This is a genomic window from Bacillus methanolicus (assembly GCF_028888695.1).
GTDB classification, from domain to species: domain Bacteria; phylum Bacillota; class Bacilli; order Bacillales; family Cytobacillaceae; genus Bacillus_Z; species Bacillus_Z methanolicus_B.
The window spans coordinates 38,698-63,376 of record NZ_PNFF01000001.1; the positions used below are offsets into that span (position 1 = coordinate 38,698).

Below are 24,679 nucleotides of genomic sequence, written 5' to 3' on the forward strand. Positions count from 1 at the left end.
CAGTCAACGTATAATTAATTATACGTGGTCCATTATAACGGCGGACAACCCGTCAAAGCTTACTAGATTTCAGCTTTGCATCTCAGAGGCGACTTCGGATAAGACCTGACATCGGCTTTCACCAAACGCCGACTCTCTGGTAGAACAGGAATCTTATCTTACTCTTCTCGTCATTGATTTTTATTATTTAACGATAATTTAGCAGAGGAAAATTAATATGTCAATATTTTTTGATAGTTTTAATAATTCTGTGTAAATCAAACAGTCCGCATTGGAATTCAAAAACAGAAAAAAACGCGCAACATAATTGAAAGCTTCCATCTCTAATTATTTTATTATAGCGAGATGCTCATACACTTCACGTAAATTCTTAAAGCCCATTGATTGCGCCTTCTTCAGATAGTAACCCCAAATCTGTGCGGCCATTTGTGCATCTCCGAGGGCATGGTGGCGATTTTTAACTTCTACACCACACTGCAGACAAATTTCTTCCAAAGGCAGTGATTTGATCAAAGGGTTAGTAAGGCGGATTAAAAAGGATGTATCAATAATACGGTGTTCAAAATTGGTACGCATTAAATCTCTGGTCATTTTCTGCATAAAGGTTTGTTCATGTTTTGCATGATGAGCAACAAGTATTCGGCTTTTAATAAATTTAAAAAATTGAATGAGAACTTCGGAAGCGGCTGGCGCCATACTCAGTTGTTCATCTGTAATATTGGTTAATGTGGATATTTCTTTCGAAAGGGGAATATTTGATTTTAAAAGAGAATAGAACGTTTGTTTATTTTCGATCACGGATCCGGTCATTTTTACAGCCCCTATTGAGATAATCCGATCTCCTTTATCAGGAAAAAATCCAGTTGTTTCAATATCGAATACAACAACTTTCAAATCTTTAAGAGGAGTATCCAAGTAGTTTTTTTCTTTCATTTCTTTTTGAAGCTGTCTTAAGAAAGAAATGTGATGCGGATTGGATTGTGCCTGAACGCCTGAATAAATATTAGAACCGAGCTTTCCGGACATTTGCCTGAAAAATTGAATCATATCGTTAAAGCCCATTTCAAACTTCCTTCCCTGTATGCTTTCTTATCTCTTGATAAAGATGGGTACCGATTTTGATGATATTTTTCATTTCTCGTTTTTGCTCTTTCGATAACTTTTCAATTTCTAAAAAATGTCCGGATTCATAGTCGGAATGATTACATAAAGTCAGACGATAGTTTAATAGTTTGACAAACTGTTCTTCAATTAATTTCTTGTCTTGAATGGGCAGTACTTTTTCGGAAAGATTGTGCAGCCGGGAGAGAGTCGATGTTTCCAAAATGTTTTCTTTTATGGCCAAAAGTCGGATCGAATTTACGAAAGGGAAGAAAGCTGTTTCTTTCAAATTTATCATCCCGGAATGTATTCCGTGAGTTTCTACTAAAAATTGTCCTAAAACCCCGACGCCTTTTTTCAGATGCATTGTATTATCAAGCATTCTCGCTAACAAATTCTCTTTTTGACTTGAATGAAAGATGATTTCTTTTAGCTGGTTGATATACGTATGTTCCCCATACAAGGACCGTCCGTCAATGAAGATTAGTAGATTGCGGATCGATTCCCATGATGATTCCAGGATCCAGTCCGTTAATTGCTGCTTCCATTCCTTTAAAGATTTACACCATAAAGGATTGCTTGCCATCACACCTCCGTCGCAATATGCGTAACCGGCTTGAAAAAGTCCTTCTGATATCTCTTTTCCCAACGTTAAGAAGTATTCTTTCGCATTTTGGGTGTTTTCATCGTAAATGATCCCATGATCCTGATCACTCCAAATACCTTGTTCGAAGCGGCCTGCACTACCCATGACAAAAAATGAAAATGGAGACGGGGTGGGCCCGAGCTCTTTATTTATACGGCTAATTGTTATCTTTACGACCTGAAGCATGATGTAATCATGGAGATTATTTAGTTCAAAATGGTCGTGCGATACATTTCTTTTTTGTTGATTCAGGATGTCTCTTATCTCAGAGTAGTTAACGTTACTCATAATTGTTCCGCACCCTTCAATATATAAAATCATAAAGGCGGTCATCCCGCGCTTTAACTGCTTAAGCAGGGAACCGCCTTAGGAAATTTTAATACATTCTTTTCGTCCGGACAGAAAGCGAGTTATGCATTAAGCTTTTGTTTCGGACGAAGTAATTCAGGATACCCATAGCTTCCGTGTTCACTCATATCTAAACCGATAATTTCTTCTTCTTCAGTTACTCGAAGCCCATTCATTGCAGCTTTCATTACGAATAAAATAGCAAATGAAACGATAAATGCATAGGCTCCTGATGTAAAAACTCCCAGTGCTTGAACTCCGAGCTGTTCTAATCCGCCGCCATAAAAGAGACCCGGTTTTCCGACGGTTGCTAATTCTTTTGTTGCAAATAATCCTGTCGATAACGTTCCCCAAACACCTGCCGTTCCATGAACAGACAGAGCAAAAATCGGGTCATCAATTTGTCTTCTTTCAAAGAAGCGAATACTGTAGAATACGAGAATACCAGCTACAAAACCAATAACCACAGCTGCCCACGTTTCGACAAAAGCACAAGAAGCGGTGATCGCAACTAAACCAGCTAATGCGCCGTTTAGCATCATTGGCACATCTGCTTTTCCAACCACAACCCATGAGATGATCATCGCAGCTACGGTTCCGGCAGCGGCTGCAAGGTTTGTATTAACTGCAACAAAACCGAAGAATGCCTTGTCAATCGATAACGTACTTCCGGCATTAAACCCAAACCAGCCTACCCATAAAAGCAGAACACTTAATGCTGTAAACACTTGATTGTGGCCTTCAAGATTATTGGCGGAGCCGTCTTTATTGAATTTTCCAATCCGAGGTTTTAATAAAATCGTTGCTGCAAGTGCTGCCATGGCTCCTGTTAAGTGTACAACTGTTGAACCTGCAAAATCCTGCTTACCATGCTCTGCCAGCCATCCGCCGCCCCAAATCCAGTGGGCAATTGGAGGATAAACAAAAATTGAAAATAATACTGCAAAAACGAGATAAGCTGATAATTTAGCCCTTTCAGCAAAACCGCCAAAAGCAATTGTTAATGAGATTCCTGCAAAGGCAAGCTGGAATAAAAAGAATACGGCTCCGGAAAGAGATAAACTTTCTACATCATATCCAGAATAAAAGAAATCAGAAAATCCGATAAGTGCGTTTCCTTTTCCAAAGATTAATCCATACCCGACAGCCCAAAAGACGAGCGATCCAATACTAAATGTAAGTATGGTTTTCCCTGCAATATGACCAGCATTTTTCATTCGGGTCGACCCTGTTTCAAGCAGGATGAATCCTCCAATCATTAAAATGACGAGAACAGCACCTACCATTACCCAAAGACTGTTCATTAAAAATGTAGTATCCATAATTTCGCTCCCTCCAAAATTTATTGTAAAGTTTTATTACATTGAATTTATATGTATTGTTACATGCAACCGAATTCTGCGCTATTAGTTTGTTAGATAATCTGACGTAATTTTTTGATTTTATTTATTTTTACAAAAAGGGACAGCTTTAGGGAAATACTATTATTATTGCTAACTGGCAAGCTATTTTCATAAAATCAGCTGAATCTTTAAGCATAAGTCTCCGGTCTTAATTACATATACATTCCAAGTCTATTTTGAAATATTTGTACTTGATGTAGAGTTATATTAAGAAAAACGATAAAAATAGAACGAAAGAAGGTAACAGAATGAAACGAATCTTTATTATTTTTTTAATCATTATTGGGATTTACTTTCTCTTTCTTAACCCTGCTTTTTTTCAGTGGTCGCCTTTTGTGAACCATGCAAACCAAGTTGAGATAACGGAAGAAATTGAGAAGATAAAAATTGAGGCACATGGAGTCAGCACGAAAGTTATTCCGGAAAACCGACAAGATTTAAAAGCCGATTTAAAAGGAAAAGCAAAATTAAGTGTTAAGAGCAGCGGCGATGAAGTAGAGGTGACGGTGAAAAAGAAAGGGTTTGGCTGGTTTTTATTTCGTGACAAAGCAAAACTGAATATTTATATCCCTGAAGATTATGATCGAAATATGGACATCGATTTAGGTTCCGGGAACTTAGAATTCTCCGGCCGTTCAAAAAGCGAACCAATGAAATTAAGCAAATTATCACTGGACTTAGGTTCCGGAAACGTGAAACTTAAGAATTTAGAGGTGAAAGAATTTGAACATGATGGATCGTCAGGCGATGCAGAGATTCATTCACTGGCGGTACAATCAGGCTCCATTGAAGTCAATTCGGGAAGTTTGTTTTTAAAAGACTATACCGGAGGGCTTGAAGCTGACGTATCCTCCGGGAATCTGGAAGCCCAAATGGATAAATTAACAGATTTTATTGATATAGAAGTAAGCTCCGGTGAGGTTGATCTGGATCTTCCGGACAATGCTAGTTTTATCTTAAACGGAAAGGTAAGCAGTGGTAATATATCATGCAATTTCCCGCTTAAGGACCAAAAAACTGATAAAAATAAAATAAAAGGTATTCACGGATCCGGAGAACATAAAATAGATTTAGAAGTCTCAAGTGGAGATATCAAAATTTATTAATTGTTCGAAATTTTTAAAAAGAGAAACGATCTACTGGATTGTTTCTCTTTTTATATTGAAGCCGTCAAGTATTACGATTTATTTTTAAATAGTAATTTTGCAACCACTCAAACGGGAACATCAACACATGAATCTTTGTTTTTTTCCAATTAATGATACAATAAAATTATAGATTTATTTTATGAAAAAGGAGGTAACGGCAATGTCGCACAATCGTACGTTTATCGGTTATGTCGGCACTTATACAAAAGGGGAAAGCAAAGGAATTTATTCTTTTACATTGGATACGGAAAATGCAAAAATAAGCGACGTAAAAGTCGCGGCAAATTTGGACAATCCTACATATTTAACAATAAGCAAAGATAATCAATATCTTTACTCAGTCGCCAAGGAAGGGGACTCAGGCGGTGCAGCAGCTTTTTCCATAAATAGCAAGACAGGGGATCTTACGAAACTAAACAGCCAAGTATCAAAAGGAGCGCCGCCTTGCCATATAAGTGTTGACAGCGAAAAAAGTTTAGTAGTTACAGCCAATTACCACAAAGGAACTGTTGAATCATTTCAAATTAATAAAGAAAATGGCTCATTGACCCCTGTTTTATCAACGATTCAACATGAAGGATCAGGTCCAAATAAAGAAAGACAAGAAAAAGCGCATACACATTACGCAGGATTTACTCCTGATGAAAAGTATGTCGTTGCCGTAGATTTAGGAATTGATAAGGTTTTTACTTATGAAATAAACAATGGTGAATTGCTCGAAAAGAATTCTTTGTCTGTAAAGCCGGGAAGCGGACCAAGACACATTGCTTTTCATCCTAACGGCAAGTATGCTTATGTGATGACAGAGTTGAGTTCAGAAGTCATTGCTTTGGCTTATCATGCGGAAGACGGCAGCTTTACTGAGCTTCAATATATATCGGCAATTCCGGAAGACTTCAGCGAAAATAATCAAGGCAGTGCGATTCATATTTCTTCAGATGGCCGCTTTGTGTACGCGGGAAATCGGGGACATGACAGTATTGCTGTTTTTAATGTGAATCAAGATACGGGTGAGCTTAAGTTTGTTGAACATACTTCGACTGAAGGATCTTGGCCGCGTGATTTTGTACTGGATCCTACTGAAAAATTTGTTATTGCTTCTAACCAGGAGTCTGGAAATCTTGTGTTATTTTTGCGAGACGAGTCAACAGGAAAGCTTAAACTCTTGCAGTCTGATGTAAAAGTGCCGGATCCTGTATGCGTTAAGTTCTTACATGCATAATGAATTATTTTAAAAAACCTAAACCTTCATTAGCAGAAGGTTTAGGTTTTTTCTTACAGCTTAAATGAGCTCTTTAAGGAAACAATCCGGTTAAACACAGTTTTATCCTTTGTTGAGTGTTTCGGATCTACACTGAAATAGCCGTGTCTGAAGAATTGGAATTTGTCATATGGCTTTACATCTTTCATATTTGGCTCGATAAAGCCTTGAACAATTTCTAGTGAGTTTGGATTCACATAATCAAGGAATGTTTTTTCCTCATTTTTTTCTTCGTTTTCATCTTCATCCGTTATGAGCGGCTCATACAGCCTGAATTCAGCTGGAATAGCGTGTTTTGCGTCAACCCAGTGAATCGTGCCTTTTACTTTCCGACCTGTAAAGCCTGAGCCGCTTTTTGTTTCCGGATCATATGTGCACCGAAGTTCAATGACTTCACCGTTTTCATCTTTAATAACTTCTTCACATTTTATGAAATAAGCATGTTTTAAGCGAACTTCATTGCCGGGGAAAAGCCGGAAATATTTTTTCGGCGGATTTTCCATGAAGTCGTCCCGTTCAATATAGATCTCTCTCGAGAAAGGAATTTGGCGCATGCCCATTTCCGGATTTTCCGGATTGATTTCCGCATCGAGCATTTCCACTTGATCTTCAGGATAATTTGTAATCACGACTTTTAACGGTCTCAGTACCGCCATCGTACGCGGAGCTTTTAACTTTAAATCTTCTCTTACAAAGTGTTCCAGCATGGCGGCATCCACGGCCCCGGAACTTTTTGAAACACCCGTTGCTTTTACAAACTCGCGGATCGCCTCAGGTGTATAGCCCCTTCTTCTTAGTCCCGAAATGGTTGGCATGCGCGGGTCGTCCCAGCCGTCGACAAAACCTTCATCTACAAGCTGCTTCAATTTGCGTTTACTCATGACTGTGTTAGTGATGTTTAAGCGGCCGAACTCAATTTGCTGCGGCTGGTTTTCCATTTCGCACTCACTGATCACCCAGTCATATAGTGGGCGGTGGTCCTCAAATTCTGTGGTACATAGGGAGTGGGTTACTCCTTCAATCGCATCTTCAATCGGGTGGGCAAAGTCGTACATCGGATAAATGCACCATTTGTCCCCGGTGTTGTGGTGTGTAGCATGGGAAATTCGGTATAAAACAGGATCGCGCATGTTAATGTTAGGTGATGCCATGTCAATTTTTGCGCGCAGTACTTTGCTGCCGCTCTCGAATTCGCCGTTTCGCATCCGCTCGAACAATTCAAGGTTTTCTTCTACAGAGCGGTTGCGGTATGGGCTTTCTTTTCCGGGTTCAGTCAGCGTTCCACGGTATTCGCGGATTTGTTCAGGTGTTAAGTCATCGACATACGCTTTTCCTTTTTTAATCAACAGGACTGCCCGGTTGTACATTTCTTCAAAGTAGTCAGACGCAAAACACAGCTCATCCCATTCATAGCCGAGCCATTTTACATCTTCTTTGATGGCATCAACATACTCCTGATCTTCTTTCAACGGGTTTGTATCATCAAAACGCAAATTTGTTTTTCCATTGAATTCATCCGCAAGCCCGAAGTTGATAACGATTGATTTGGCGTGTCCAATATGTAGGTAGCCATTTGGCTCCGGAGGAAAACGGGTAATAATTTCTTTGTGTTTACCTGTTTCGAGATCCTCTTTTATAATGCTTCTGATAAAGTTAGAATTATGATCCAATCTATCTCAGCCTTTCTTTTTTTCGTATGAAGCGTTTATTTCTTATTTTAAAGAAATCGAAAGTAATTTTCCACCGTACTGTATATGAATCGTATAAGATTACCCAAAAAATAAAAGGGAAGGGCACGGTGGGGCTATATTGCTAACCCAAGTAAAATATCGTTTAACGTTCTAAAACGATTATGGTTTGAGGCTTCAAATTCCTTTTCTTTTTTCGTTTTGATGTGATATATTTAGATATACGAAATAATATATATAAAATATCTGAAGAAAGATGGATCTTCGCACGGGAAGATTCATCTTTATTTTTTCAGTTTTAGAAAAGGAGGGAGCTTATTGAAACAAAAAGGGAAATCTCTTTTATGGACAAAGTCTTTTATTATGCTTATGGCCGGAAACTTGTTTCTGTTTATGTCTTTTCAAATGCTCATTCCGACAATGCCGCCCTACATAAAATCGATCGGAGCTTCAGGGTTGGAAATTGGACTTGTGACGACGTTGTTTTCGATCGGAGCAGTCGCGATCCGTCCGCTCATCGGCTATATGCTCGAGTATAAAAGTCGGAAACCACTCGTTTTAATTGGTGCTGCTGCACTTTTAATCATAACCGCCGTTTATCCGCTCTCGAGGCTCGTATTCGTGCTTTTGCTTATTCGGTTGATCCACGGGCTTGCATGGGGCTGGTCAACAACTGTTAACGGAACAGCCGCCGTAGATATCGTTCCAAATTCCCGGCTAGGAGAAGGAATGGGATATTATGGCCTTTCCGTCACAATTGGAATGATAATAGCTCCAAGTTTAGGAATTTATTTGTTCCATGTTACTTCATTTACGAATCTAATTTTTATTTCAGATATACTCGGTTTATTCGCGGTTGTACTTTTAGCTGCAGTCCATTATCGAACTCCTGATGTCGTAAAGAATACAAGGAAAGAGGATTTGACATTTTCATATTTTGGATCGTTAATTGAAAAATCAAGCTGGTATCCTGCACTGCTTTCGATGATGGCTTGCTTCGGCTATGGAACGATTGTTACGTTCATTGTCATTTTTGGAGAAGAGCGGGGAATAGATCAAATTTTCCTCTTTTATTTATTTAATGCAATTATGTCTTCTTTTTCTCGGCCAATTGCTGGAAAATGGTTTGATCGAAAAGGTCCGAAAGGCCTTGTTCTCGTCTGTTCATCTGTGACATTTGTGGCCATGTGGGTTCTTTCTTTTGCACATTCTAACTTGCACATTGCGATTGCCGGTATATTGTTTGGTATTGGATTTGGTTCATTGCTTCCGACACTTCAGTCATGGACATTGGCTCAAACTCCAGCGAAACGCAGAGGTGTCGCAAACGGAATGTATTTTTCGGCAATCGACCTCGGCATCGGGCTGAGCGGTCTTTTCTTTGGTGTTATTGCTCAAAATGTTGAAACAGGAACTTTATTTCAAATTTCCAGTGTGTTTTTCCTTGTTGTTATTGTTATGACATTTGCACAGGGACGGAGAAAATCACTAACAGAGGAGCGTGCCGTTTCTTAATACTAAAAGCGGAAACACTCTTGTAATCAAAAAACTGGCTTTAAACCTTCTGGAAGCAGGTGTTTTTTGTTGAATCAAACTGTCGCGGTTAGAATGGCAGTAACGGCGGATAGAGTAGCATTTTTGGCAGATAGAATGTCAAATTCAGCGGTTAGCCCTTGTATCGGCGGATAGAACAGCAATTTCCGCCGATAAGACAAAAAATCCGGCTAATATCGCGACGCAAAACTAGTAAGAATTTTTCACTACTCCAGGATGACGGTGCATGGCGGCTAAAAGAACAACTCCGCTTATTAAAAGGAGCAAACTTGTCGTAAAAAATACCGCAGAAAATCCGAAGTATCCTGAAATAAATCCGCCCATCGACGGCCCGATGATATTCCCGAGGAACCGTAGGCTCGTATTATAGCCAAGTACTTCACCTTGAATGGCAACTGGGGCCTCTTGGCGAATGTAGGCGATTCAGACCGGAATAATTCCTCCGATTGCAACCCCAAGAGCAAACCGAATCATGACAAGCTGCCATAGATTTGTGACAAACGCCCCCGGAAAATATATAATCGCACCCATAAATAGGAGAATGACGAGAATTTTTATATAGCCGCAACGGTCAGCAATTGAACCCCATTTTCTTGCCATCATTAAGTTTCCAAGACCTGCTGCCGAGAAAGCAATTCCGGAAAAGAAAGCGACGTTCGTGTTGCCATGCAGCTCTTTAACGTATAACGATAAAATCGGCTGAATGCTGAAATGGGCAATCTGGACAAGCGCCGAGATTAGCAAAACTGTTAATAAGACCGGATTCCGGACGATCTGGAGGATTACTTCCTTACTAGAATAATCCGTTTTTGTTCCTTCTTTGATGTCGATCTTGTACTCCTTGGAAGCAAGAACGAGCAAAGCAGAGATAAAAATAGAAATAGACATCAATTTGAAGGTTGTAGCGTAACCAAATGAATCAGCCAATACTCCGCCTGGCACAGGTCCTAACAGCGAGCCGGTAATGCTTCCGGTTTGCAGCGTTCCAAGGACTTTGCCGGCAATCTCTTTCGGTGTTTGTGTTGAAATGAAAGCCTGCGACATCGAAACAAATCCTGTAAAAATTCCCATAAATAGACGAAGGATAAACAATTCCAAAACAGAGTCTGCAAATCCCATGAGGAAAATAGACAAAGCCATCCCCAATCCGGAGAAAAAAAGGATCTTCTTACGTCCAATCCGGTCACCAATTCTTCCCCAAACTGGAGAAAAAATGAAAGCAGTAACAAACGTGATTCCAAACGTTAATCCTGACCAATGCTGCACATACTTTTCAGAAAAGTCTCCGAACGTTTCAATATATAAGGAAATAAACGGCAGCACCATCGTCATGCTGCCGCCAACAAAAAAGTTAGCAAACCACATGATTATCAAATTGCGTCTTGCAACACTATGTAGATCCATTTGAAACAACACTTCTTTCTTGTTCAAACAAATTATTTCGATTCCCTAAATATAAGGATAACAAAATTTTTCGAAATTTTGAAGGGAAAGTATTTTTAGCCTCTGGATTGTAATAAAATTTAGAAAATATGTACAAACACCGTTGAAAATTTTACCAAATTTACATTTATATAAATAGATAAAAACTTATCCACGTCAATTGAATTATTAATAATGGACTTAGTTGTTCATTTTTTACACATTAATTATTATTCATTTTTAAGACTTTTCTTATTGTTTTTAAGAGAAGTTCACGCCTTAATATTATCGTTCTATAAAGTTTATTCTTTCGTCATATTGCATGAATACACTTTCAAAGGTATAATTATTTCATGTCAAAAAATACAGAAAATATGAAAATTTGTTATTCTTATATTGTTTGAAAATATTTAAATTAAAAGGTGGTTATAAGATGAAAAAGTTTTCGATTCTTACGTTCTTTTTAATTTTTTCACTAATTTTATCAGCTTGTGGTACAAGCCAGACTGACGGGGAAAAAGAGTCTAACGGCAGTTCAGGAAATGAAAAGAAAAAATTGAAAGTTGCCACTGATGCAAACTATGCACCTTTTGAGTATATGGACAAAGGCGAAATTGTCGGCTTTGATGTAGATTTTGTTAAAGCAGTGGCAGAAGAAGCAGGATATGAAGTTGAGATTGTGAACGTAGGATGGGATCCTTTATTTGTTGAAATTAAAGACAAAATCTCTGACTTAGGGATGTCTGCTATTACCATTAATGAAGAGCGCAAACAAACGTATGATTTTTCTGTTCCTTACTTCTTATCGACCAACGAGATTTTAGTTCCAGAAGGCAGTGATATTAAGAGTGCAGCCGACTTGAAAGACAAAGTGATAGCGGTTCAAAACGGCACGACAGGACAGGCAGCAGTTGAAAAGCTTTTCGGCAAAAACAACAAGAAAATTAAAAAATTTGAAAATAACAATTTGGCAATCATGGAGCTGAATAGCGGCGGCGCTGACGCAGTGGTGGCTGATAATACAGTTGTAGAAGAGTATGTGAAAAATAACCCTGATAAAAAGCTGACCGTAATTAAAGATGAAAACGCCTTTGAAAAAGAATATTACGGATTAATGTTCCCGAAAGGCAGCGAACTCAAAGCTGATTTTGATTCTGCAATTAATAAAATCTTTGAAAATGGCACTTATGCAAAAATTTATAAAAAATGGTTTGGTACAGAACCTGATATAGAAACATTGAAAAAACAACAGCAATAATTTCCAACTGAAAAATTGCGTAACCAATGATTGAAAAGTGTTACGCAATTTTCGGTTTCATAGGGGGATCATCAATGGATTTTCGACTGGATATTTTAGCTGAATATGCTCCTTTTTTTTGGAAGGGGACATTGCTGACGATTGGCTTGTCGATAGCAGGTATTTTGATTGGAACGGTTTTAGGATTACTTATTGGGCTGGGAAAAATGATCAGAAATAAGTTGATTTCTTTCCCGTTTGATTGTTATATAACGTTTTTTCGGGGCACGCCGCTTTTTGTTCAAATATTAATCATTCATTTTGGTGTTGTACCGATTTTCAATGGAGAAACAAACGGAATTATTGCTACTATTATCGCCCTGTCTTTAAATTCTGCAGCCTATATTGCGGAAATATTCCGTGCAGGTATCCAATCAATTGACAGAGGGCAAATGGAAGCGGCCCGTTCATTAGGAATGAGCCATGTTCAAGCAATGAGATTTGCTATTTTGCCTCAGGCATTTAAACGAATGATCCCACCGCTCGGAAACGAGTTTGTTGTCCTGATTAAAGAATCTTCCCTCGCTGCCATTGTTGCAGCTCCGGAACTTATGTACTGGGCTCGTGCCATGCAAGGACAGTATTATCGTGTGTGGGAACCTCTGCTGACTGCTGCCCTAATATATCTGGTGTTGACACTAACGTTAAGCTACTTGTTAAGTTTTCTTGAAAGAAGGTTGGCAACAGAATAGTTTGTAAAATATGAGGAATATGGAGAATCGCGGTTAATTTGGAATAATCGCGATTATATCAAAAATATCGCGGTTAAATCGAAAAAATCGCGATTATATTCAAAAAATCGCGGTTAAAATGAAATAATCGCGGAAAAAACAAAAAAATCGCGTTAAAACGGAAAACAATCAAAGTTAAACGAAAGAACTCGCGGATGATCGCATCCAGCACAAATCGAAGCTGCACAAATCACATGGGGATTGTGCAGCTTTTTACATTTAGATCCACTAAATTACATATTTTTGCTGAAATTTTACACTAAGACAAAAATCTGTATTATAAATGAAAGCAACTTGAAACTTTCTATAAAAGTATGTCTGATAGAATATTAAGGATAGAAACAGGAAAGTATTAATATTTTATAGAATACGGTATGTAAGAAATACTGATTAAATATATAGGTCGGGGGATAAAAATGACGTTAGAAAATCAACTGATCAAAAAAGCATTTTATGAAACATTTATGGAATCGGGCGAAAAAAATCCTGTCCGAGTGCTCGGAGAAGCCTTTCTTGCCGGGCAAAAAGATGAAACAGCGGACCTTTCCGCAATCCGTTTTGCCCAAGGAGAAGTATATTTTCACAACAAAGATTATGAAGCAGCTATTTTTAAATGGGAAAACACCCATAATGATTTAGAACCGTGGGCGAAGAAAAATATTGCGGATTGTTATTATGAACTCGGGCAATTATCAATAGCCGAAGAGATCTATAAATCCATTGATACGGAAAGCAGTGTTTTACAATCAGAAGCAATGCTGCAATTATTTTCACTTTACATAGACCAAGGAAGACTTGAAAAAGCAGATCAAGTAATTAAAAAAGTGGTATCCTTTAATCCGGATTATCCCAATGTTACCGACATTGCCCGAGCCTTTTTCGAAAAACACCAGGATTGGAAGAGCGCAATTGAATTGGCGGTAAATGAAGCGATCCGCACAGAGTCTCAACATTGGTTTGATACTTTAATAACGTATACAGAACAAGGATTAACAAAAAGCTTTGCACCGCATTATTTTTCAAAAAGCTTAGTTGTGTTATATGGAGTGGATCAGGCAAGATTTGAACAGATGGTCTTGGCATTATGGGATTCTTACAGAAATGAGAGTTCTTATTTTTCATGGCTGCGGGAATTTAATCACCTTTTCTTAAATCTGGATGCAAACCGGGAACAATCTTGGAAAGAGCTGTCAGCACTTTATCAGGAAACTTATTTTGAATTGATCGATGGAAAGTATTTAATGAAAGAATTGGCGGAGATTATTCCGAACATTTTAACGAACTGGATCAAAATAGCCGATCGTTCTCATGCTTTATTTGCTTCTGCAGCGGTATTGGCATGGAACGAGAAATTTCCGACCAGTATCAGTCCGGAGGTTGTTAATGATGCCGAAAATCTTATTTTCCATTCGCGCAATGAAACAGACGGTTTGGAATACAGCCTTACTTTATTCGATTCCATCGTAAAATGGGCGGAAGCGCAGCATGTTGAACCAGGTCACCGATTCAGATGGATCATCAGAGAACTGGTTGATTTCCAAACACATCGTTTATTTATAGCCGGAACTTCAGGAAATGGAAAGTCTGCTTTTATCAATTCAGTCCTCGGAGAAAATATCTTAACTGCTCCGACATCATCCGTCATTGTATTTAAGGGACATGATGAGACAGAGATTAGAAAAATATCCGATGCAGAATTAACGGCCGTTTCAAGCTTCCATGAGTTCCAAGAGATGGTTGAGAGACGGTCGAATAAAAGTTTCGACAATGCGATTATTGAGTTCTCTCTTCCGTCGCCAATTTTGCAGGAAAACAGCATTGCTCTTATTGATACGCCGGGATTTAATGAACGTAATCGGATTGAAGGTGAAGCGTTGAAATATCTGCATTTTGCCGACAGTTTATTATTTGTTCTTGATGCGAACGATCCTTTTACTGAAAGAGAACAAGAGATCCTGATGCAGATACGGGAATTCGCACCTAATCTTCCAATTCATTTTCTGCTCAATAAAATCGATGAAATTTATGATGAACATGAAGCCGCCAGGATTGTTGAAGAGACTAGTTCGAGAGTTCGGGCATTTCTTCCGCAGGCTAACGTGTTTGCCTATTCATCCCATTTAAGAAGCAGAAAACAACAAAATGATCTGGCAGAGTTTTTGAAAAACTTGAACCGACAAATTACTGAAGACGATCGAATTGAAAAAATATTAATCTTTATTCGTAAATTAATAAAGCATTTATTGGATAAACGGGCAGAAATAGAAAACAGCCTGGCAGAATCAATTAAATGGAATGAAGAAATGGCTGCAAAGCTAAATGGTGCAATCAATCAATTAACTGATTTGGAAAAAGAAAAAGCGCGAATTATCACGAGAACGTTCCGTAAAGTATTGAAGGAAATCAGATCAGATCTTACGAAGAATATTCCTAAAATTTTACGAGAAAGTTCTGATATGATTCAAGAAGACAGTGATTTCCGCAAAATTCACCTTGAACTGAATGATGAGATGAACCGGAGAGTGCATGCTTATGTAAATGATCATGTCTTACCTAAAGTGTATAGTTCTCTCCAGGAATGGATTGTAACAGCAAATGATGAACTTAATCACTGCCAATCTTTCTTGGAGGAAATAAGCGATGGATTTAACACGATGTACGGGGAAGAGAGGCTTAAGCTGAATTGCGACTTTAAAGTGATTGATGATTGGCGCCGGGATGCAGACCGGATGACAAGCGGCGTGCAAATAGATAAGGTAAATATTTTTCTCCGCCGTACACCTTATCAAATGTTATTAAAAAGTGCCGGCAGGTTGTTTGGAGCTTTCCCGCAAAATAATGCGATGCTGTATAACAAATACAAGCAGTTTGTTGAAAATGAGGATTATTTGGATGTTGCCGAAACAATTATTAAAAAGTTGCTTCTTCAATTCGAATTGTTTGAGAAATCGCTGGAACGGGATATTTCGCTTTTCTTCCGAAACCCGTTTGCCGTATTGAATCAAACGGTAGAAGAAACTCAGAAGGAAATCAGAGAAAAAGAAAAAGAGCTGGAGAATATGAGAGCGAATCCTGAAACGTACCGTGATCCGTTAACAATGTTTGAAGTAAAACTTCGGCAATATGAGTGGATCACAATTTCCGCAAAAGGAGTTCTTCAAATATAACCAAATATAGCAAAAAAGGGTCTGACTCCCTCCGACAATGACAATATATAGATGTTTTATTAGTGATTAGTCTATATGTTGTATTGGAGGGTCAGACCCTTTGTTTTTGAAAATGTTTTAAAAACTATGAAACATTATATTTAAATTGCTAACACTGTTTATTTTCATTAAACTGTAATGCATGAAGGTTTGCATAGATGGAGCGATTAAGATGGTAAATGATATAAGTTATCAATATAAAGTTATGGAGCTGTGCCTCTTGGCCGGAAAAATTATGCTCCAGAGCGGCGCGGAAACGTATCGGGTTGAAGATACAATGATGAGAATTGCCGCCTCTTTTGGCATTCAAGAATCCCACAGTTATGTAACGCCGACAGGAATTATTTTTTCAATTGAAGGAGAACCTCCAAAAACAAAGCTCATTCGAGTTACAGAGAGAACGACTGATTTGGAAAAAGTAGCAGAGGTTAACAGCATATCAAGAAAAATTAGCAGCGGGGATTTACCACTTGACGACGCATATGAATCTTTGAAGAAGATTGAATCGGCGAATCTACATTATCCTTTTTGGCTTCAAGTAGTCGCTGCCGCGGTTGCGAGCGGTTGTTTTTTAATCATGTTTAAAGGAGAATGGCTGGATTTTATCCCGGCAATGATAGCCGGCGGCGTCGGCTTAATTAGCGTCATCTTTTTTCATCGGCTTGTGCCGATAAAATTTCTCGCTGAATTTCTCGCAGCATTTATCATCGGATTGTTGTCTTTTCTTTTTGTAAAAATGGGGGTTGGCGATCAGCTCGATAAAATTATTATCGGTTCAGTCATGCCTCTCGTGCCGGGTCTTTTGATTACGAACGCTGTCAGGGATTTAATGGCAGGACACTTAGTTTCCGGTTTGTCAAAAGGGGCAGAAGCGTTTTTAACCGCTTTTGCAATTGGGTCGGGAATTGCGGTGGTTTTATCATTTATGTAGAGATGAAGGAGGCGCCATAATGGTCATTATTGCACAGCTTGTTACAAGTTTTATAGCTTCTGTGGGCTTTGGGATTATCTTTAATGCCCCTAAACAATCTCTTATAAAATGCGGTCTGGTTGGCATGGCAGGATGGGTTATTTATTTTTTAATGGAAACAAATGGTTTTGATCCGGTAGCAGCAACTTTGGCCGCTTCGTTTTTCATTGCGGTGATCAGCCAGGTTTTCGCAAAAATGTACAAGACACCGATCATTATTTTCAGTGTAGCCGGAATCATTCCGTTGGTGCCTGGCGGAATGGCATACGATGCAATGAGAAATTTCGTAGAAAATGATTATAATACTGCCATCACTCTTGTTGCAAAAGCTACGATGATTTCCGGTTCAATCGCTTTGGGGCTTGTGTTTTCTGAAGTCATAAACCAGATTATCAGAAAATCGAAGCTGAAAAGTAATTAAGAGAGCAATTTAGAATAGAAAAAAAGTGGCGCAGGGATCATTTCGATTATTGCCTTTTTTAACATCCATAAAGCATTTTCCGCTTTATAACTCCTGCTTAAGTTCTCTGAATTCCTTTGGTGTCATGCCGTTATACTTTTTAAAAAGGGAAGTGTAATAGCTTTGGTTGCAAAACTTAAATAATAGAGCGATATCCGAAATGGACGTATCGCTATGAATCAAAAAATATTTCGATTCTTCTATTCGTTTTTTGTTAATGAAGCTAGTAATGGAAATGCCGACTTCTTTCTTAAATTGGCTTGAAAGATAGCTTGGGTGAACAAAAACTTGTTTAGCAATTATTTCAAGTGATAGTTCCTGCAATATATTCTCATAAATGTATGAGATGGCCATGCGTACGATACGGCTGTAATGATTGCCGGAGCCTTTGTCCTTGATTGTTTTGATAAAGTGATAGAGCATTTCATATTCGAGGTCATTTAATTTTTCTATACTGTTATGTTTTTCAAATTCCATTATATAAGCATCACTTAAATGGAATGCTGTTTCCGGATCAATGCCGCCTTTAATAATGGCTCTTGTGAAAAGGGTACACATAGCGATTAAGGAATTTTTTCTCGAGCGTACGGGGTCTGCTGCTAATGTCGCCGCTTCAAGTTTATTAATTTCCAATAAGATTTCCTCAGCTCCTTTTTCATCTGCTCGTGAGATCGCGTCCAATAACTGCTGTTCCAAATTGTATGGCGGATGAAAAAAGTTTCTTTCTTGGTTTTGCACCCTTGATAACAAAAATTGTTTGATGATTGCAGGATTAATTGACGGTTTCATAAAATCGCCTCGACATATAAAAAATTTAATAAAAACTTAATAATTTTAATATAATAGTAAGCGCTTACGTTTTATAATGCAAGTAGTTTCAAAATTTTTAAAAGGGGGAATTTCGATGAAAAAATGGTTTTCCATTTTGCTGGTCTTTTCTCTTATTGCAGGAATTATTGCGGGCTGCAGCAATAAATCATCTTCTGAAGGCAAGAAAGATACAGAAGGAAAAACGGAAGAAACTTCAGAAAAAGTCGTATTAAAATTTGCTGCGCAAAACGATAATACCCCAGCGACTAAGCAAGTAATCGATGAGTTTAACAAAAGCCAGGATAAATATAAAGTTGAATGGGTTGAAATGACAAATGACTCTGCACAAATGCATGACCAGTTATTAACGTCCCTTTCGAGCGGGTCTGATGAGTATGACATCTTGTCCCTCGACGTTGTATGGGCTGGTGAATTTGCCGGTGCAGGATATCTTGAACCAATCGATGTTCGCATGAAAGAAGCAGGCCTTTCAAAAGACGATTTTAACAGCGGTTCCATGGCTTCCGGAAACTACAAAGGAAAACAGTATACGCTTCCTTTCTTCCCTGACCTTGGATTGCTTTACTACCGCAAAGATATTGTAAGCCCTGAAGATGCTAAAAAATTAGAGAGCGGCGACTATACGTATGCCGATTTAGGGGCAATGGCTGAAAAATATACAGGCCAAGCCGGCACAAAATTTGGCTTTGTTTATCAATCAAAGCAATATGAAGGATTAACAGTAAACGTCACAGAGTTTTCCAAGTCTTTTGAAGATATTAAAGGCGGATTAGAACAAATGTATGAGTTCACAAAAGCCCCATGGGCTCCAAAGGATATTCTTAATTTTACGGAAGGGGAAACTCATACAAACTTTGAACAAGGAAATGCGGTTTTTGCACGCAACTGGCCATATCAATTCGGCCGAATTAAAGGCCAAGAAGAAGGCGTGAAAATTAAAGTCGACCAAGTAGGAATTGCTCCGCTGCCAAACGGCGGCTCTGTCGGCGGATGGTTGTTGGGGATCAACAAGAACTCTAAAAATGTAGATGGAGCTTGGGAGTTCGTTAAGTTTGTTGCCGGTAAAGAAGGACAAAAAATTATGTCAACAAAAGGCGGATACCTTCCAGGATATAATGCACTTCTAGAAGACCAAGAAGTAATCGCTGCCAACGAGATGCTTTCTTATGAAGGCTTTAAGAAAGCACTTGCAAATACAATTGCCCGTCCTGTATCTCCTGAGTACTCAAAAGTTTCTGATACCATTCAAATTCAGGCCCATAAATATTTGAGCACTGGTGAAGGTCTTGACCAAGCTGTTCAAGAGATTCAGAAAGCATTAAGTGAATAATATGGGGTGTTGACTCTGGGCAAAGGCTCTAATTTTAGGTTAGGGCCTTTTTTTCCTGCAAATTCTTGTATATACATGGACCGGAGTTTCGTATTCATGAAAAGAGGTGTTCAACAATTGAAAAAGTTGGGCTTTAAGGAATACTTATTTATTATTCCTACAGTCGTTTTAATCGGGATCTTTTCTCTATGGCCGGTTCTTCAATCTTTTACGTACACATTTTTTGATTATCGGCTTAATGACCAACAAAAGGCCGGCTTATATATGAGTGAGCGGTTTAATGTTGAATTGTTTCATGAAACTCAAACTTATTTAACAATGTTTCTTGAGGAAGATAAAGAGCAAGTAACAGATCCTGCCCTTCAGCAAAAGATTGATCAATTGATTCGAAAAATTGAAAAGACAGCAGAAGCATATGAAGGAAAAAAGGGCGTTCAGAAAATTAGCAAAGAAGAAAAAGAAAACTTAGTCGCTTTATCGAAAGAAGCGAAACAAGTCGTGAAAGAAATGTCAGATAAGTATGATACGACAAATGAGGAGAATCTCCCTTTGATCGTGGAAGATATTGATAAGAGTATCATCTCTTCCAATTTTATTGGTTTAAAAGGTTACAAACAAGCGTTAACCGATGCTCGTCTCGGAAAGGCGCTTTGGAATACAACTGTTTTTACTTTTATTTCGGTGTTTTTGGAATTGGTTCTTGGATTGGCGCTTGCGTTAATCATGAATAAAGCGATAAAAGGCCAAGGGTGGATCCGGACAACTTCCTTAATCCCATGGGCTATTCCGACGGCTGTAGCAGCGCTGATGTGGAGCTATTTGTACGATGGGAGCAGCGGGATTATCGCAAATATTTTTGAAAAGATCGGACTTGTAGAAAACTCCCGTGAACTTTTAATGTCTGAAACAGGGGCAATGGTTTCGGCCATTTTGGCTGATGTATGGAAAACAACTCCTTACATGGCGCTATTATTGCTTGCCGGATTGCAGAATATTTCTCGGTCAACGTACGAAGCTGCTGAAATTGACGGGGCGAATGCGGTTCAAAAGTTCTTCCGTATTACGCTGCCGCTTTTAAAGCCTTCCATATTAGTCGCTCTATTATTCCGAACTCTCGATGCCTTCCGTGTGTTTGATTTGATTTATGTGTTAACAGGAGGAGGACCCGGCGGAGCAACGGAAACTCTGTCCATTTACGGTTACAAAACAATGTTCGCACAAACGAATTTCGGGTACGGTTCGGTCATTGTCATGATTATGTTTGTAAGTGTTGCGATTATTGCCGCTATTTATGTGAAAATACTTGGAGCAAATTTAATGGATAAGAATTAAGGAGGTTGCTCTATGGATACACGAGACAGGAAGCTTAAAGTGGCGATTGGACTCTTAATTGCGATGTTTCTGTTCGCAATGTTTTTTCCGTTTCTATGGGTTTTCATAACCTCCTTTAAAACCTCCGGCGAAATTTTCGGAGAAGGGGCGTTTCGGATTATTCCGGAACATCCGACACTCGGCAACTTTGCGAAAGTCATTACGGAAAAAGGGATTCTTGATGCGATTAAAACGAGTTTCATTGTTTCTTCAACAACAACAATTTATATTGTCATTGTTGCGACTTTCGCTGCCTATGCGATTTCCCGTTTTGATTTTAAAGGAAAAAATATTTTACTCGGTTTGATTCTTGCAGTTTCGATGTTTCCGCAAATGATCGTGATAGGCCCGGTATACAATCTGTTTTTAGACTTAGGATTGACGAACAGCTATGCGATCGTTTTGCCATATTCAACAATTACATTGCCTATGGCCGTTTGGATTTTGGTCACTCATTTTAACCAAATTCCCCTTTCGCTGGAGGAATCGGCGAAAATGGATGGAGCCACTTCATTCCAGACATTATTCAAAATCGTTTTTCCGCTGGCTGCCCCGGGCGTTTTTACAACGGCAATCATCGTATTCATATCAGCCTGGAATGAATTCCTGCTGACTATAACGATAAACTCAAACAAAAGTTATCATACCGTACCGGTTGCGATTTCCTTTTTAAGAACACAATTTGAAATTTTGTGGGGCGAAGTAGCTGCTGCAACAACGATTGTAACGATTCCTACATTGTTAATCGTCCTTTTCTTCCAGAAACAAATCGTTTCCGGCTTAACTTCCGGAGGTGTAAAAGAATAATAGTTTGGAGTGTAGCTTATGACCTGGACTTTGACTGACAATCAATTAACGGAACAATCTTTATTAACTTCAGAAAGCTTATTTTCATTAGGCAACGGCTATCTCGGCGTACGCGGCAATTTTGAGGAAGGCTATAGAGAAGGCATGAAATCGATTCGGGGAACATACTTAAATGCCTTTCATGATATTGTTGATATTTCATATGGCGAGAAACTTTATGCTTTTCCGGAAACTCAGCAAAAACTTCTCAATGTGATTGATTCTCAAACCATTCACATTTACTTTGGAGAAGATCAGGAACACTTTTCCCTTTTTGATGGGGAGGTCCTTTCCTACGAGCGAAAGCTTCATTTTGACCGTGGCTTTTCAGAGAGGATCATTCACTGGCGGTCACCTAAAGGCAAAGAGGTGAAGCTTGCGTTTCGCCGTGCAGTTTCTTTCGTAAAAAGAGAAGTGTTTGCGATCGACATTTATATAGATCCAGTTAATTTTTCCGGTTTAGTAAAAGTCGTTTCAACTGTAAATGGGGATGTTTCCAATTATAGTGAAGCAAATGACCCGCGGGTTGCTTCAGGACATTCCAAACGCCTTCATGTGAAGGAAACCGGTTTTGGCGATGCGTTTCAATATGTTTTAAATGAAGCGCAAGTTTCAAAACTGCAAACAGCTTGTGTCAGCACTTATCATGTGAAGGGAACATCATATAAGACTAATACAAGGAAAACAGAAAAGTCTGTTGAAACCGTAATAGTCTTTGAGTTAACAGATGCTGTTCAGCTGACAAAATGGAATGTATATACAGATACACTTCGCCATGAGGAAAACCTTGTCCAAAAAGCCATTCATATTCATCAAACATTGAATATGGACTTTGAAGGCTTATTGCAGCAACAAAAAGAATATTTGGACGATTTTTGGGACAGTGCGGATATAACGATCGATGGGGATGAAAAGCTTCAGGAAGGAATTCGCTTTAACTTATATCATTTGCTGCAGTCGGTCGGCAAAGATCGATTCAGCAATATTTCAGCGAAAGGCTTGTCCGGTGAAGGATATGAGGGACATTATTTTTGGGATACAGAAATCTATATTTTTCCGGTATTTCTTATGATTAAGCCGGAGCTTGCCCGCCAGCTCCTTATTTATCGTAATTCAACACTTGATGATGCTAGAAATCGAGCGAAAGAAATGGGGCATACGAAAGGAGCTTTGTTTCCTTGGCGGACAATTTCCGGAAGCGAATGCTCCTCTTTTTTTCCGGCAGGAACTGCCCAATACCACATAAGCGCCGATGTAGCTTACAGTTATATTCAATATTACCTTGCAACAAATGATGATAATTTCTTAAAACAGTTTGGTGCCGAGGTGTTGTTTGAAACGGCGCGTTTATGGATGGAAGTGGGCCATTATCAAAATGGGAAATTTAAGATTGATGCAGTGACCGGGCCTGATGAATATACTTGTATCGTAAATAACAATTACTATACAAATGTGATGGCAAAATATAATCTCAGGTGGGCAGCGGATGTCTATGAACGGCTGCATCAGATTGACTCGAAAAAGCTGCAGGAGCTGACAGACAGGCTTGAGGTTACGGAAGCTGAGGTTTGTCAGTGGAAAGATGCGGCTCGGAACATGTATTTACCGTATGATGAAAAATTAAAAATGAATCCGCAGGATGATACTTTCTTGCAGAAAGCGATCTGGGATTTTGAAAATACACCGAAAGAGCATTACCCGCTTCTTTTGCATTACCATCCTTTAACACTATATCGCTACCAAGTTTGCAAACAGGCGGATACGGTTCTTGCCCATTTTTTACTTGAAGATGAGCAAGATTTTGATACGATTAAGAATTCTTATGACTATTATGAAAAAATCACAACCCATGATTCTTCGCTGTCATCGTGTATTTTTAGCATTATGGCTTCAAGAATCGGCTATCGCAAGAAAGCATATGATTACTTCATTGAAACTGCCCGGTTAGACCTTGATAATACACATGGAAACACAAAAGACGGCCTTCATATGGCGAATATGGGCGGAACATGGATGTCAATTATCTTTGGTTTTGCCGGTGTCAGAATAAAGGAAACAGGATTATCGATGAGCCCTGATATCCCTGACAACTGGAACCACTATGCATTTAGCGTCCAGTATCAAGGGAGAAAGATTAAAGCTGAAATTAGCAAGACGGGAATCCGCCTGCAATTAGTTAAGGGTGACGATTTGAAGATAAAACTGTATGGGAAAGATGTTACACTCCTTTCTGGACAGCTTTTTGAAACGGATCTTTTGTTGCAAAAATAACATATTGGGGCTGATTCATAACACAGAAGGTCAGATCCATTTAATATATTGTTTTCGCAGAGGTAAAATAGTAAGAAGGTGCAGACAATGACGAAAACACTTCGAGCTGTTATTTTTGATTTGGACGGGGTTATTACGGACACCGCTGAATACCACTACTTAGCATGGAAAGCGCTTGCTGAAGATCTCGGAATTCCGTTCACGAGGGGATTTAACGAGGAATTAAAAGGGGTCTCCCGCATGGATTCGCTTGAAAAAATCCTCGCCCGCGGCGGAAAACAGCACGATTTTTCGAATGAAGAAAAAGAAAAGCTTGCAGATCAAAAAAACCGCCATTATTTAATGCTGATTAAAAACATAACTCCTTCCGACATATTGCCTGGAGTAAAAGAATTCATTTCGGAAATTAAAACAAGGGGAATAAAGATTGGATTGGCTTCGGCAAGCAAAAATGCTTATCAAGTTATGGAGTCTCTTCGGATGAAAGATCAATTTGATGCAATTGTCGATGCCAGAAAAATAAAAAACGGTAAACCCGATCCGGAAATCTTTTTGGCGGCAGCGAAGCTTTTGCAAGTGGAACCTGATGAATGCATCGGGATCGAAGATGCAGCTGCAGGAGTGGAATCGATTAAACGCGCAGGGATGTTTGCGGTGGCAATCGGGGCTAAAGAGAACTTTCCGGGCGCTGATCTCGTATACAGCAGTACCGCTGAACTTTCTTTTGAAAAAATACTTGAAATCTATAACAAAAATTTGACTCAATAGGCATTCGGAGACTTTTCCGGATGCTTT

General features: G+C 38.9%; 18 protein-coding genes, 1 pseudogene and 1 other annotated feature (1 of these 20 cut by a window edge). Of the genes and pseudogenes, 13 read left to right on the top strand and 6 right to left on the bottom strand.

Translation table 11 applies throughout. The features are described 5' to 3' along the window. Positions 1–183 (bottom strand) — a binding site (T-box leader) (it extends 69 nt beyond the left edge of the window). 144 nt (positions 184–327) lie between these two features. The 3 genes from C0966_RS00140 to C0966_RS00150 form a co-directional block, all read right to left on the bottom strand. Further along, the gene (locus C0966_RS00140) at positions 328–1,062 is read right to left on the bottom strand and encodes an exonuclease domain-containing protein (RefSeq protein ID WP_274853129.1); all 735 of its coding nucleotides are present in this window, start codon (positions 1,060–1,062) and stop codon (positions 328–330) included. 1 nt (position 1,063) lies between these two features. Then, a complete protein-coding gene (locus C0966_RS00145) occupies positions 1,064–2,068 on the bottom strand; it encodes a DUF294 nucleotidyltransferase-like domain-containing protein (protein WP_274853130.1) in 1,005 nt (334 codons plus the stop codon). A gap of 89 nt (positions 2,069–2,157) precedes the next feature. Further along, on the bottom strand, positions 2,158–3,417 hold the full coding sequence (locus C0966_RS00150; protein ID WP_274853131.1) for an ammonium transporter: 1,260 nt from the start codon (positions 3,415–3,417) through the stop codon (positions 2,158–2,160). A gap of 329 nt (positions 3,418–3,746) precedes the next feature. Between C0966_RS00150 and liaG the strand changes: the two genes are divergently transcribed. Continuing rightward, positions 3,747–4,604, top strand: coding sequence for a LiaG family protein (gene liaG, locus C0966_RS00155; RefSeq protein ID WP_274853132.1), 858 nt, complete (start codon positions 3,747–3,749; stop codon positions 4,602–4,604). Positions 4,605–4,806: 202 nt separating this feature from the next. Continuing rightward, positions 4,807–5,868, top strand: coding sequence for a lactonase family protein (locus C0966_RS00160; RefSeq protein WP_274853133.1), 1,062 nt, complete (start codon positions 4,807–4,809; stop codon positions 5,866–5,868). A 53-nt stretch (positions 5,869–5,921) separates the two neighbouring features. Here C0966_RS00160 and C0966_RS00165 read toward each other — a convergent pair whose 3' ends face one another. After that, on the bottom strand, positions 5,922–7,577 hold the full coding sequence (locus tag C0966_RS00165; RefSeq protein WP_274853134.1) for a glutamine--tRNA ligase/YqeY domain fusion protein: 1,656 nt from the start codon (positions 7,575–7,577) through the stop codon (positions 5,922–5,924). Positions 7,578–7,958: 381 nt separating this feature from the next. Here C0966_RS00165 and C0966_RS00170 point away from each other — a divergent pair, with 381 nt between their 5' ends. After that, positions 7,959–9,110 (top strand): MFS transporter, encoded by a 1,152-nt coding sequence (locus C0966_RS00170; protein ID WP_274855679.1) that lies wholly within the window; start codon positions 7,959–7,961, stop codon positions 9,108–9,110. 228 nt (positions 9,111–9,338) lie between these two features. On the opposite strand, the pseudogene C0966_RS00175 reads toward C0966_RS00170, so the two are convergent. Next, a pseudogene (locus tag C0966_RS00175) lies at positions 9,339–10,553 on the bottom strand (MFS transporter). Between the two features lie 451 nt (positions 10,554–11,004). Between C0966_RS00175 and C0966_RS00180 the strand changes: the two are divergent. The 5 genes from C0966_RS00180 (at position 11,005) to C0966_RS00200 (ending at position 17,196) form a co-directional block, all read left to right on the top strand. Continuing rightward, entirely contained in the window at positions 11,005–11,829 is an 825-nt protein-coding gene (locus C0966_RS00180) for a transporter substrate-binding domain-containing protein (protein ID WP_274853135.1), read from the top strand. Between the two features lie 74 nt (positions 11,830–11,903). Next, positions 11,904–12,560: an amino acid ABC transporter permease gene (locus C0966_RS00185; protein WP_274853136.1), complete on the top strand. Its 657-nt coding sequence runs from the start codon at positions 11,904–11,906 to the stop codon at positions 12,558–12,560. 455 nt (positions 12,561–13,015) lie between these two features. Further along, a complete protein-coding gene (locus C0966_RS00190) occupies positions 13,016–15,766 on the top strand; it encodes a dynamin family protein (protein WP_274853137.1) in 2,751 nt (916 codons plus the stop codon). 211 nt (positions 15,767–15,977) lie between these two features. After that, positions 15,978–16,736 (top strand): threonine/serine exporter family protein, encoded by a 759-nt coding sequence (locus tag C0966_RS00195; protein WP_274853138.1) that lies wholly within the window; start codon positions 15,978–15,980, stop codon positions 16,734–16,736. A 19-nt stretch (positions 16,737–16,755) separates the two neighbouring features. Then, entirely contained in the window at positions 16,756–17,196 is a 441-nt protein-coding gene (locus C0966_RS00200) for a threonine/serine exporter family protein (RefSeq protein WP_274853139.1), read from the top strand. 84 nt (positions 17,197–17,280) lie between these two features. Here the strand turns inward: C0966_RS00200 and C0966_RS00205 are convergent, their stop codons facing one another. Further along, positions 17,281–18,024, bottom strand: coding sequence for an AraC family transcriptional regulator (locus C0966_RS00205; RefSeq protein ID WP_274853140.1), 744 nt, complete (start codon positions 18,022–18,024; stop codon positions 17,281–17,283). Positions 18,025–18,139: 115 nt separating this feature from the next. On the opposite strand from C0966_RS00205, the gene C0966_RS00210 reads away from it, so the two are divergent. The 5 genes from C0966_RS00210 (at position 18,140) to pgmB (ending at position 24,652) form a co-directional block, all read left to right on the top strand. Beyond that, positions 18,140–19,396 (top strand): extracellular solute-binding protein, encoded by a 1,257-nt coding sequence (locus C0966_RS00210; RefSeq protein ID WP_274853141.1) that lies wholly within the window; start codon positions 18,140–18,142, stop codon positions 19,394–19,396. 117 nt (positions 19,397–19,513) lie between these two features. Beyond that, positions 19,514–20,728, top strand: coding sequence for an ABC transporter permease subunit (locus C0966_RS00215; RefSeq protein WP_274855681.1), 1,215 nt, complete (start codon positions 19,514–19,516; stop codon positions 20,726–20,728). Between the two features lie 12 nt (positions 20,729–20,740). Next, positions 20,741–21,574, top strand: coding sequence for a carbohydrate ABC transporter permease (locus tag C0966_RS00220; protein WP_274853142.1), 834 nt, complete (start codon positions 20,741–20,743; stop codon positions 21,572–21,574). Between the two features lie 18 nt (positions 21,575–21,592). Then, the gene (locus C0966_RS00225; RefSeq protein ID WP_274853143.1) at positions 21,593–23,884 is read left to right on the top strand and encodes a glycoside hydrolase family 65 protein; all 2,292 of its coding nucleotides are present in this window, start codon (positions 21,593–21,595) and stop codon (positions 23,882–23,884) included. An 87-nt stretch (positions 23,885–23,971) separates the two neighbouring features. Then, entirely contained in the window at positions 23,972–24,652 is a 681-nt protein-coding gene (pgmB, locus tag C0966_RS00230) for a beta-phosphoglucomutase (RefSeq protein ID WP_274853144.1), read from the top strand. Positions 24,653–24,679: the final 27 nt, after the last annotated feature.

Bases quoted from the DNA above. Each gene is read 5' to 3' on its own strand.
- pgmB (WP_274853144.1), top strand. From the start codon at position 23,972: ATGACGAAAACACTTCGAGCTGTTATTTTTGATTTGGACGGGGTTATT.
- C0966_RS00190 (WP_274853137.1), top strand. From the start codon at position 13,016: ATGACGTTAGAAAATCAACTGATCAAAAAAGCATTTTATGAAACATTT.
- C0966_RS00180 (WP_274853135.1), top strand. From the start codon at position 11,005: ATGAAAAAGTTTTCGATTCTTACGTTCTTTTTAATTTTTTCACTAATT.
- C0966_RS00145 (WP_274853130.1), bottom strand. From the start codon at position 2,068: ATGATTTTATATATTGAAGGGTGCGGAACAATTATGAGTAACGTTAAC.
- C0966_RS00210 (WP_274853141.1), top strand. From the start codon at position 18,140: ATGAAAAAATGGTTTTCCATTTTGCTGGTCTTTTCTCTTATTGCAGGA.
- C0966_RS00205 (WP_274853140.1), bottom strand. From the start codon at position 18,024: ATGAAACCGTCAATTAATCCTGCAATCATCAAACAATTTTTGTTATCA.
- C0966_RS00140 (WP_274853129.1), bottom strand. From the start codon at position 1,062: ATGGGCTTTAACGATATGATTCAATTTTTCAGGCAAATGTCCGGAAAG.
- C0966_RS00195 (WP_274853138.1), top strand. From the start codon at position 15,978: ATGGTAAATGATATAAGTTATCAATATAAAGTTATGGAGCTGTGCCTC.
- C0966_RS00170 (WP_274855679.1), top strand. From the start codon at position 7,959: ATGCTTATGGCCGGAAACTTGTTTCTGTTTATGTCTTTTCAAATGCTC.
- C0966_RS00200 (WP_274853139.1), top strand. From the start codon at position 16,756: ATGGTCATTATTGCACAGCTTGTTACAAGTTTTATAGCTTCTGTGGGC.
- C0966_RS00185 (WP_274853136.1), top strand. From the start codon at position 11,904: ATGGATTTTCGACTGGATATTTTAGCTGAATATGCTCCTTTTTTTTGG.
- C0966_RS00150 (WP_274853131.1), bottom strand. From the start codon at position 3,417: ATGGATACTACATTTTTAATGAACAGTCTTTGGGTAATGGTAGGTGCT.
- liaG (WP_274853132.1), top strand. From the start codon at position 3,747: ATGAAACGAATCTTTATTATTTTTTTAATCATTATTGGGATTTACTTT.
- C0966_RS00160 (WP_274853133.1), top strand. From the start codon at position 4,807: ATGTCGCACAATCGTACGTTTATCGGTTATGTCGGCACTTATACAAAA.
- C0966_RS00220 (WP_274853142.1), top strand. From the start codon at position 20,741: ATGGATACACGAGACAGGAAGCTTAAAGTGGCGATTGGACTCTTAATT.
- C0966_RS00225 (WP_274853143.1), top strand. From the start codon at position 21,593: ATGACCTGGACTTTGACTGACAATCAATTAACGGAACAATCTTTATTA.